Here is a 9022-nt window from a genome sequence, read left to right on the forward strand (position 1 = left end):
ATGCACACGCGCTCAGTCCAGGGGCTGCGGCGCTGCGCCCCTTGTGCGGTGCGCATGGGTCAGCTGTAGACCATCCAACCCAGCAATGCATGCGGCAAGATTCCTCAGCCTGCCCACCCGGCCATTCCTGCCGCAGTCTCACCACCAGCGCCACATGAAAGAGCTATCCGACGCCTTGCCATCCTCCTGCTTACCGGACACAGACGTCCCACCCGACAGACCTTGTTCACGTGTCAGTCCACCGTACTTTTTCTTCTCCGAGTCCTATTGAGCGGCTAACCAAGTAACCAGCCGTCGTCAGGTGAGCGCAGACAGCGCGAAGGAGCCGCACTGTATGAGTGCTTCCGAGCACCGGTCGCGCCCGTCCGGCGGCTGCGCAGGAGTTTTGTGGGCTGCACCTCGGTCGCAGCGATACTTGGACGTGGGTGACCACCCGGCAGCGCGCACGGCTGAGTGCGTGTCCAACTGATCTCGATAAAACACGCTGGCCCATTTGCTGCTCGGCAAACATCGCCACCGCCCATCAGCGCAGGACCAACACCCACCACGTCGCAATGACGTGGTGGGTTCATGGATGCGAATCAGGCCTCCAGCAACAACGACGGTGCGGAAACAGCGTCTTCCTCGGCGATCAGGAAGGCCGCCCCAGCGCTGGTGGAGGCCACGTAGGCCAGCACGTCCATCGTCGTCTGATAAGCCCAGATGGCGAAGCTGGTAATGAGCTCTGCAGCCACCGTCGCGCCTGCGCTCGCCGCGCCGCCCAGCACCTTGGTGAGGATGGTGACCAACGCCATCGACAGTCCCCACCACCCGGCCATACTCAGCACCAGCCGCAGCAACGGCATGAACACGCCGGCTTCGTAGACGGCCACCAGCACCGTCAACAACGCGCCGGCCGAGGCGGTCCGGTTGTTGCCGACCGTGGCAACCAGCCCGTTGATCGCGCGCATGACGCTGGGGTAGCCCTCTAGCAACCGGTAGACCCCCGGACCAAGCCTGTCGGCATTACCAATCAACGGTCCCAACCCAATCGCCAGGAAGCACCCACCGGTCAGATCCCAGATCACTTTGACCAGCGCCAGGTTCAGATCCTCGGTGGACAGGTCATTGCCGACAAACGCCTTGAGATGGTTGTCCAGTCCCACCTGGGTGGGATTGAACAGGAAGCTGAAGCAGGTCGAAAAATCGGGGCTGTAGCTCCCACTGCCCACGATCGCGTTGTTGGCGTCCACTGCCACGAACGGAGCGCCGCCGGCGATGCCCAAGTTCAAGGCGCCATTGGATTGCAGCGACGGCACCAGGTTGGCGGCGTTCTGCGCATTGCCGCCGGCATGCAGGGTGCCGTCGGCACCCAGTTGCACATAGCTGCCGTCGCTACAGCGCAACTGCACGATCGGCGAGCCGGTCGCGTTCGGAATCGACAGGGTGAAGGTCTCCGCCGCGGCGCTGGACGCAGCGCTGGCGAGGATCTGCTGGTTCGGGCCCACCTGCCAGAAACCGCCGGCCGCGGCGCTGAGTTTGATCTCGTCGCCAGTGGCGAAAAGCCCTGCCATCGACACGAAGTTCTGGTCGATCGCGAAGGCGGGTTCCGGCCGGGTCAGCGCGACCGCTTGTCCTTCACGCACCACGATGCTGGAGATCGCCGCCGACCCCCAGCTGTACACGGCGACGAAGGATTTGACGACATTTGGCCAGCTGTCGCCGAAGGTGGCGTTGTTGGCAGTGATGTTCAGTGCCTGGCCACTGATCAGACCGGCGACCTTTGCGGTCACATCGCTACGCCCGTAGCTGGCAGCGATGATGTTCAGTGCAGCCGGATCCACCGGCGGCGTATAGGCGGGCATGGATGCCGTGTAGTCGATGGCGAGCGTGCCGCCCTCCTGGATGATGGTGGACTGCGGCGCGTAGTCGGCGTACTGGAATATCACGCACAGCGTCTTCGCGTTACCGGGCCAGCCATCGCCGAACACTCCGTTGGACGCCTGCAGGCTCACGTGGCGCTGCCTGACGTTCGCCTGGAGGATGCCGGTCACATCCTGAAGGCCCCAGAAGGCGCTGAGCACCTGCAGATGCGGACGATACTTCAAGGCGTACGGGCTTCCTTCCACCACGATGTCGATGAATGGCACTTGCCCTGTATAGCTGGCCACCACCACCAAGGTCTTGACGTTGTTCGGCCACGTATCGGTGAAGGTCGCATTATTGGCGGTGATGTTGAGCGTCTGGTTGCTCTGGTCCACCAGGGCCTGAACCTTGGCAGTCACATCCGCCGGACCATAGCTCGCGCCCCATATGGTGAGGACGGGGCCGGTAGCGGCGATATCGCCCACCTGCGCGTCCGCCTGCGTGAACTCAGTCCCTCCGACACTCAGCGTCGCGCCCTCCTTGACTGCCATCGTGCGCGTTGTCCCATCGTCGTAGCGGTAGACCAGCGTCAGCACCTTGGCATGATTTGGCCAGGTATCGCTGAAGGTCGCATTGTTCGCTACCACCGACAGCGTCTGCGGGGTGGCGTTGCGGTTGACGAGCGCCGCCACCTGCGCGGTGACGTCCTTCAATCCATACGTGGCGGCTACGATGTTGAGAACGCCGCTATTGGAAATGTCCATGCTTTTCTTCCTGTGACGTGATGGTCGGGACCAACCGTATCGGGCCCCGGCAATCGCACCCGGCAGAACGTCTCAGTCAGCCGTTGTGGGCGGCAGTGCGCTATTCAAGCAACGTCGACGAGCAGCGATATCACCTGCAATAACCACACATGCCTGGATCTCCAGCGATGCGTCGTTGTGTCCCAGCAGTCCTGCATCGATGCTTCGCTGACAGACGCCCGGACACGGGATCGGGTCGGCTTAGAAAGTGAACCCGACCTCCTTCGGGTCGCGATTCCCTGTTCGCTTGTTTTGGTCCTGCTGCTGGCCAGTGCGGATTCGGTAGCGGACATAGCTCAGGCTCCTTCAGGTTCGGACGCCGGCTTGGCGGCCGACACCAGCGACTGCAGCAATGCCCGGTCGCGAATGGCGTTGGCAATCAGCTGCTCGACGCCGGCCTTGCCGTCCATGTAGGTATCCAGGTTGGCCAGCTGCGTGCGCGCTTGCAACAGCTTGGCCAGCGGTGCGATGTTGCGCGCGATGGCGGCAGGCGAAACGTCATCCATGCTTTCGAAGGTGATGTCCACCGCCAGCTCGCCTTCGCCGGTAAGCGTGTTGGGCATCTTGAATCGCGCCCGCGGGCGCATCGACTGCAGGCGGCTATCGACGTTGTCGACATCGATCTCCAAAGCCTTGCGCTCACCCAGCGAGGGCGGCTCGCCGGCGTTGGCGCCGGACAGATCCGACATCACGAACGGAATCTGCACCTTGTTCTGCGCGCCGTAGACCTCCACGTCGTCTTCGATCTGCACGCGTGGCGCCCGATTGCGGACGATGCACTTCTGACTGCTGGCCATGCCTGAGCGCCGATTGAGCTTGTCCGTTGCGCCACCGCGCGGTGCACGCGTGCTGCCTGATGGCTTGGATGTCGCCGGCCCGGCGTGGTGCCTGCAGCCTGAGCGCGACGCCGGTGCTGCGGGCTACCCCGCAACCGCCGCGCACCACGCGGACCGAAGCGGCAGACCGTGCGATGACGCTTTCTCAGCGCTGCGGCGTGGATAGACATGCGCCCGTGGGCTTACCCGACAAATCGTCTCAATCGTCTCGGTCGTGTGGACGCATACGCGGATGCGTGATCGAGCGCCGACTTTGTGGAAGAGGCGTGATGGGTTGGCGCTGCTTTTCTCGGTTGATCAAGGGACAGGCCCCGGGGAGTGGGCCGCAGGCAGCACCCGCATGAGCAGCACCAGTTACTACGGCGCCATCGTTCCGCAAGCGGCCTCGGCCATAAAGGCGCGTGCACCGCTGATGATCCACCTGCTGGCCTACATCGAGCAGCACATCGGTGAGGCGGAGCTGGGCACCGAGTCGTTGCAGCAGGCATTCGCGTTGTCGCGCGCATCGCTATACCGCTTATTTCAGTCGCGCGGCGGCGTGGCCAGCTATATCCGCGAACAGCGGCTGAGCATGGCACACCGCTATCTGCAGGCCTACCCGGACTGCAGTCTGACCTGGTTGCTGTACGAACTGGGTTTTGCGTCCGAGCGGCAGTTTCAACGTGCGTTTCAGCAGCGCTTCGGTATGCCGCCGATGCAGTGGCGTCGCCAGTGCCGCGCCGCGCCGCATGCGCCCACACCACGACGTGGTCACTACGTACCGATGTGGCGCTTCATGCGCGAACTGACCCAGAACACCCAACGCGCCGAGGCTCCGGTGCGCGCGGGGATGTTGCCGCTGCACAGCGCTCCGCTCGTGCATACCGAAGCGCTGCGTCGTCTAGGCCAGCCGCCGCGTGCGCGCGCGATTGAGCTGGAGTATGCGGATCGTTAGTCACTGGGTTTTACGCCCGACGCTAGCCCGCGGCGATGGGCGCGCAATGTCTGCACCGCGTCGTTGTCGGTGCAGGGTCGTGATGAGCGCAGGCCCTAAGACAGACGCTGCGCCGTAGCGGTCAGCCAACAGTGCGCAATGATGTCGCGGCGGTGCGGTGCCGCGAATCAGCGAATCACCAGCACCGGAATCGAGCTATGGGTCAGCACTTCCACTGTCTGGCTGCCGAGCAGCATGCGCTGCATGCCGCGGCGGCCGTGCGATGTCATGATGATGAGATCGCTCTTGCACTCCTTGGCGGCCTGCACGATGCCCTCGGCGGCGAAGCGATCCAGCACATGCCGTGACGTGGCCTTGATGTTGGCGGCGGCGGCCAGTTCCAGTGCCGGACGCAGGATCTTTTCGGCGGCCGCTTCGCGCTCGGTGCGGTATTCCGGGCTTGCCTCGTAGCCGACACTCCAGCCCATTGCGTCGTACATGCCCATCGCCCATGGCTCGGACACGGTGACGATATCCACCTTCGCGCCGGTCGCCTTGGCCAGTTCCAGGCCTTGAAACAAGCCGCGATGCGACAGCTCGGATGCATCGATGGCAATCAGGATTCGTTTGTACATGATGACCTCCCACATAGACCGGCAGCCTCGCCGGCGAGTTGAGATTGACAGCACTCAGCAACGCAGACCTTGATACAAATCAATCTTGCACGTGACGGACTGTCGCGATTGAAGCGGCTCATCTGGTTTGGCGAGCGACCATCACCCTGGTGCCGGTAACGCGTTCAAAACTGCACTGTTCGCGCGGCAGCTGCATCGCGCACCGGCCGCGTCCGTCTGACAGCTGCACGCCCGTTTTCATAGCTGCTCTTGTTCGTTGCTTTCAATCGGTGGGCACATCATCGGCAGCGTGCCGGGGTGCGCGCACGCGCGCCGGGTTGCCCACTGCGGTCGCTCCGGCCGGCACATCGCGCGTAACGACCGCACCAGCACCGATCACCGCATCGTCGCCGATGCTGACGCCCGGCAGGATGATCGCCCCACCACCAATCCACACATTGCGCCCAACGCGGATCGGCCGACCAAACTCCAGCCCGCTGGCACGTCCGGCCGCATCGCGCGGATGGTCGGCAGCATAAAACTGCACCGCAGGGCCCACCTGCGTGCCATCGCCGATGTCTACCTGACAGATATCCAGAATCACGCAATTGAAGTTGAGGAACACGTCCGCGCCCAGACGGATGTTGTAGCCATAATCGCAATGAAACGGCGGCCGGATCACCGCACCCGCCCCCACCTCGGCGAGCCGCTCGACCAGCAATGCATGCCGCTGCGCGGATGGCTGCGCGCTGGTCGCGTTGTAGCGTGTCATCCACTCCGCAGCCGCCGCCTGATCGGCCTGCAGTTGCGCATCGGCAGCGTTGTAGAGTTCGCCTGCCAGCATTTTCTGTTTTTCTGTCTGCATGCGGTCGTGCCCATTTGCAGTGAAGTTGTGCAAGGGTGGCATGAATGGAGTACCGCGCGCATCGAGCGATGCACCAATGGCCCCGATTGCCGGCTCAACGCGGCTTACAGAACGTCACGATCGGGCGATGCGTTGAAGCGACTGGCGCGCTCACCACCGACGTGGAAACGGCCAATGCGGATTTCGAGCATCGGCCGCAGCCGCGTGGCCGCTGCCTCGCCCTTGCATTGCTTGCCGCATGCGTTGCAATGCCGCCATGCGCGCATCGATATTCCTGACCGTGCCCTTCCAGCACGACCACATTCAAGGATGACGTCATGACACGATTTGTAGCCGCCTGCGTTGCGTTGCTGCTGGGTGCATGCTTCAGCACACCTGCTCACGCAACTTCCTCACTTTCGTTCGAAGGCGGCGGATACTCGATGACCTTCGAAGTCGGCAGCGACCGTCGTCCCGTCATCGCAGCATTCATTTCTACGCGCCCGGCGACGGCAAGGGCGTGTCATTGTGGGGCAATTTCCAGGTCAAGACCTTCGATACCAAGCGCAGAATCCTCCGCCTGATTGACACAGGAGAGGACAAGCGCGTGCCGGCCTTTACCCTGGTCGTGCTCGCAACCAAGTCGACACTTACCGTGAACGGCAAGCAGATCAACTCAACCTTCAGTTGGGAAATGTAGGCACGCGACGGCAGCAAGACAGGTGGCCCATCTGCCGGAGCAGTCGCGCAGTCCCGCTCGACGCGGGACATACACCAGTGCTCGGCTCCTTTCGCCGCACGCACGTTGCAGTCGCGTGCCGTCTTCGCCTCCTGAGGTCAACGCAATCGCAGGCGAATGAACTCCTGACTACACCACGGTCAGATTCGCGTAGGCCATCACCAGCCACTTGGCGCCCACTTCGTCGAACTGTACCTGCACGCGGGCGTGCGCCCCAGCGCCTTCGTAATCGACCACCACGCCGCCGCCGAAGGTGGGGTGTTCGACGTTGGCGCCGAGCTTGATTGGTGCCGCTTCCACCACGCCATGCACCGGCCCGCCACGTGCCGCGCCCAGCGAGGCAGTACGCGAGACCTGTACCTTCGGGCGCACTTCGTGCAACAGATCGCGCGGGATTTCGCGCAAAAAGCGCGAGGGTACGTTGTAGTTGTCCTGACCGTGGATGCGGCGCGATTCGGCGTAGCACAGCACCAGCTTCTGCCGCGCGCGGGTGATGCCCACGTATGCCAGGCGACGCTCTTCTTCCAGCCGCCCGCTCTCTTCCAACGAGCGCGCGCTCGGGAACAAGCCATCTTCCAGACCGACCAGGAACACGATCGGAAATTCCAGGCCCTTGGCCGAATGCAGCGTCATCAACTGCACGCCTTCTTCGCCGGCCTGCGCCTGGCCTTCGCCGGCTTCCAGCGAGGCATAGGCCAGGAAGGCGACCAGCTCGGTCATGCCTTGGCTGTCTTCGTCGTCGGGGCGCGTGAAGCGCGAGGCGACCGACACCAGTTCGTCCAGGTTCTCGGTACGCGATTCCGAATCCAGCCCGCCGCGGCTTTCCTTGGCCCAATGCTCGCGCAGACCCGAGCGCATCAGCACGTGATCGATGCGTTCGGCCAGTTCCATCTCGCCGGTTTCGGCATGCAGTTGGCCGATCAGGCTGAGGAAGGTGGCCAGGGCGTTGCGTGCGCGTGCGGCCAGCGTGTTCTGCTGCGTGCACAGCATCGCCGCTTCCCACAACGACAGCGCACTGGCGCGTGCCAACCGGCGCACTTCGTCCAGCGTGCGGTCGCCGATGCCGCGCGTGGGCGTGTTGACCGCGCGTTCGAACGCGGCGTCGTCGCTGCGGTTGGTGAGCAGGCGCAGGTACGCCAGCGCGTCCTTGATTTCGGCGCGTTCGAAGAAGCGCATGCCGCCATACACGCGGTACGGCAACTGCTCGGAAATCAGCGCTTCTTCCAGCGCGCGCGATTGCGCGTTGCTGCGGTAGAGCACCGCCACTTCGCCATAGCTGCCGCCGTCGCGCACCCACTGCCGTGCACGCTCGACTACGTAGCGCGCTTCGTCGACCTCGTTGTAGGCCGCATACAGGTCGATCGGATCGCCGTCGCCGGAATCGGTCCACAGCTGCTTGCCGATCCGGTCCGGGTTATGCGCGATGACCGCATTGGCCGCGCCCAGGATATTGGCGCTGGAGCGGTAGTTCTGCTCCAGCCGCACGGTCTGCGCGCCGGGGAAATCCTTCAGGAAGCGCTGGACGTTCTCGACCTTGGCGCCGCGCCAGCCGTAGATGGCCTGGTCGTCGTCGCCGACCACGAACACGTGGCCGGTCTCGCCGGCCAGCACGCGCACGAAGGCGTACTGGATGGCGTTGGTGTCCTGGAATTCGTCGACCAGGATCTCGCGGAAGCGCGCACGGTAATGCGCCAGCAAGGCCGGGGTGTCGCGCAGCAGTTCGTGCGCGCGCAGCAGCAGCTCGGCGAAATCCAGCAGCCCGGAGCGGTCGCAGCGTTCCTGGTAGGCCGCGTACACCTGCCGGCGCACCTCGGTCCAGTCGTCGTTGGGCTCGGGCTGGATGTGCTGCGGACGCCGGCCTTCGTCCTTCTGCTCGTTGATCCACCAGCTCATCTGCTTGGGCGGATACTTGCTCTCGTCCAGCTCCAGCGCCTGCACCACGCGCTTGACCAGCCGCAGCTGGTCGTCGCTGTCCATGACCTGGAAGCCTTCCGGCAACCGCGCATCCTGCCAATGCAGACGCAACAGGCGATGGGCCAGCCCGTGGAAGGTACCGATCCACATCCCGCGGCTGCCGTTACGCAGCTGCAGGTCGGTGCGGTGACGCATTTCACCGGCGGCCTTGTTGGTGAAGGTCACCGCAAAGATGCCGTGGTTGGGCACGCCCTGGACTTCGTTGAGCCAGGCGATGCGATGGATCAGCACGCGCGTCTTGCCGGAGCCGGCGCCGGCCAGCACGAGGTAATGCCCCGGCGGCGCGGAAACGGCCTCGCGCTGGGCGGGGTTTAAATGATCGAGCAAATGAGAGACATCCACCGGCGCATTTTACCGGTTGTGGCGTCGCTGCGGCTGAGATTGCGATGAAGCGGTTGGGATTGCTGCCCCCATCCACCCTGCAGGCACCTTCCCCCGCAGGCGGGGGAAGGCA

The 9022-nt window shown here is 63.9% G+C and carries 7 protein-coding genes; 2 read left to right on the top strand and 5 right to left on the bottom strand.

Annotated elements, in window-relative coordinates:
* Window positions 1–581: 581 nt before the first annotated feature.
* Window positions 582–2609 carry a hypothetical protein gene (locus tag XpruCFBP8353_RS20780; protein ID WP_101364920.1) on the bottom strand — a complete coding sequence of 676 codons (2028 nt, stop codon included), beginning with the start codon at window positions 2607–2609 and terminating at the stop codon, window positions 582–584.
* A 335-nt stretch (window positions 2610–2944) separates the two neighbouring features.
* The gene (gene tssB / locus XpruCFBP8353_RS20785) at window positions 2945–3445 is read right to left on the bottom strand and encodes a type VI secretion system contractile sheath small subunit (protein WP_101364921.1); all 501 of its coding nucleotides are present in this window, start codon (window positions 3443–3445) and stop codon (window positions 2945–2947) included.
* Window positions 3446–3758: 313 nt separating this feature from the next.
* On the opposite strand from tssB, the gene tagK reads away from it, so the two are divergent.
* Complete coding sequence (gene tagK, locus XpruCFBP8353_RS20790; protein ID WP_101364922.1) at window positions 3759–4418, top strand: transcriptional regulator TagK; 660 nt, start codon at window positions 3759–3761, stop codon at window positions 4416–4418.
* 167 nt (window positions 4419–4585) lie between these two features.
* Here the strand turns inward: tagK and XpruCFBP8353_RS20795 are convergent, their stop codons facing one another.
* Window positions 4586–5032: a universal stress protein gene (locus XpruCFBP8353_RS20795; RefSeq protein WP_101364930.1), complete on the bottom strand. Its 447-nt coding sequence runs from the start codon at window positions 5030–5032 to the stop codon at window positions 4586–4588.
* Between the two features lie 262 nt (window positions 5033–5294).
* The gene (locus tag XpruCFBP8353_RS20800; protein WP_101364931.1) at window positions 5295–5876 is read right to left on the bottom strand and encodes a sugar O-acetyltransferase; all 582 of its coding nucleotides are present in this window, start codon (window positions 5874–5876) and stop codon (window positions 5295–5297) included.
* Between the two features lie 415 nt (window positions 5877–6291).
* Here XpruCFBP8353_RS20800 and XpruCFBP8353_RS20805 point away from each other — a divergent pair, with 415 nt between their 5' ends.
* Window positions 6292–6555 (top strand): hypothetical protein, encoded by a 264-nt coding sequence (locus XpruCFBP8353_RS20805; protein WP_101364932.1) that lies wholly within the window; start codon window positions 6292–6294, stop codon window positions 6553–6555.
* A 168-nt stretch (window positions 6556–6723) separates the two neighbouring features.
* On the opposite strand, the gene uvrD is transcribed toward XpruCFBP8353_RS20805, so the two are convergent.
* Window positions 6724–8910 carry a DNA helicase II gene (gene uvrD / locus XpruCFBP8353_RS20810; RefSeq protein WP_101364923.1) on the bottom strand — a complete coding sequence of 729 codons (2187 nt, stop codon included), beginning with the start codon at window positions 8908–8910 and terminating at the stop codon, window positions 6724–6726.
* Window positions 8911–9022 lie beyond the last annotated feature (112 nt).

The sequence above is a fragment of the Xanthomonas prunicola genome, assembly GCF_002846205.1.
Classification (GTDB): Bacteria; Pseudomonadota; Gammaproteobacteria; order Xanthomonadales; family Xanthomonadaceae; genus Xanthomonas; species Xanthomonas prunicola.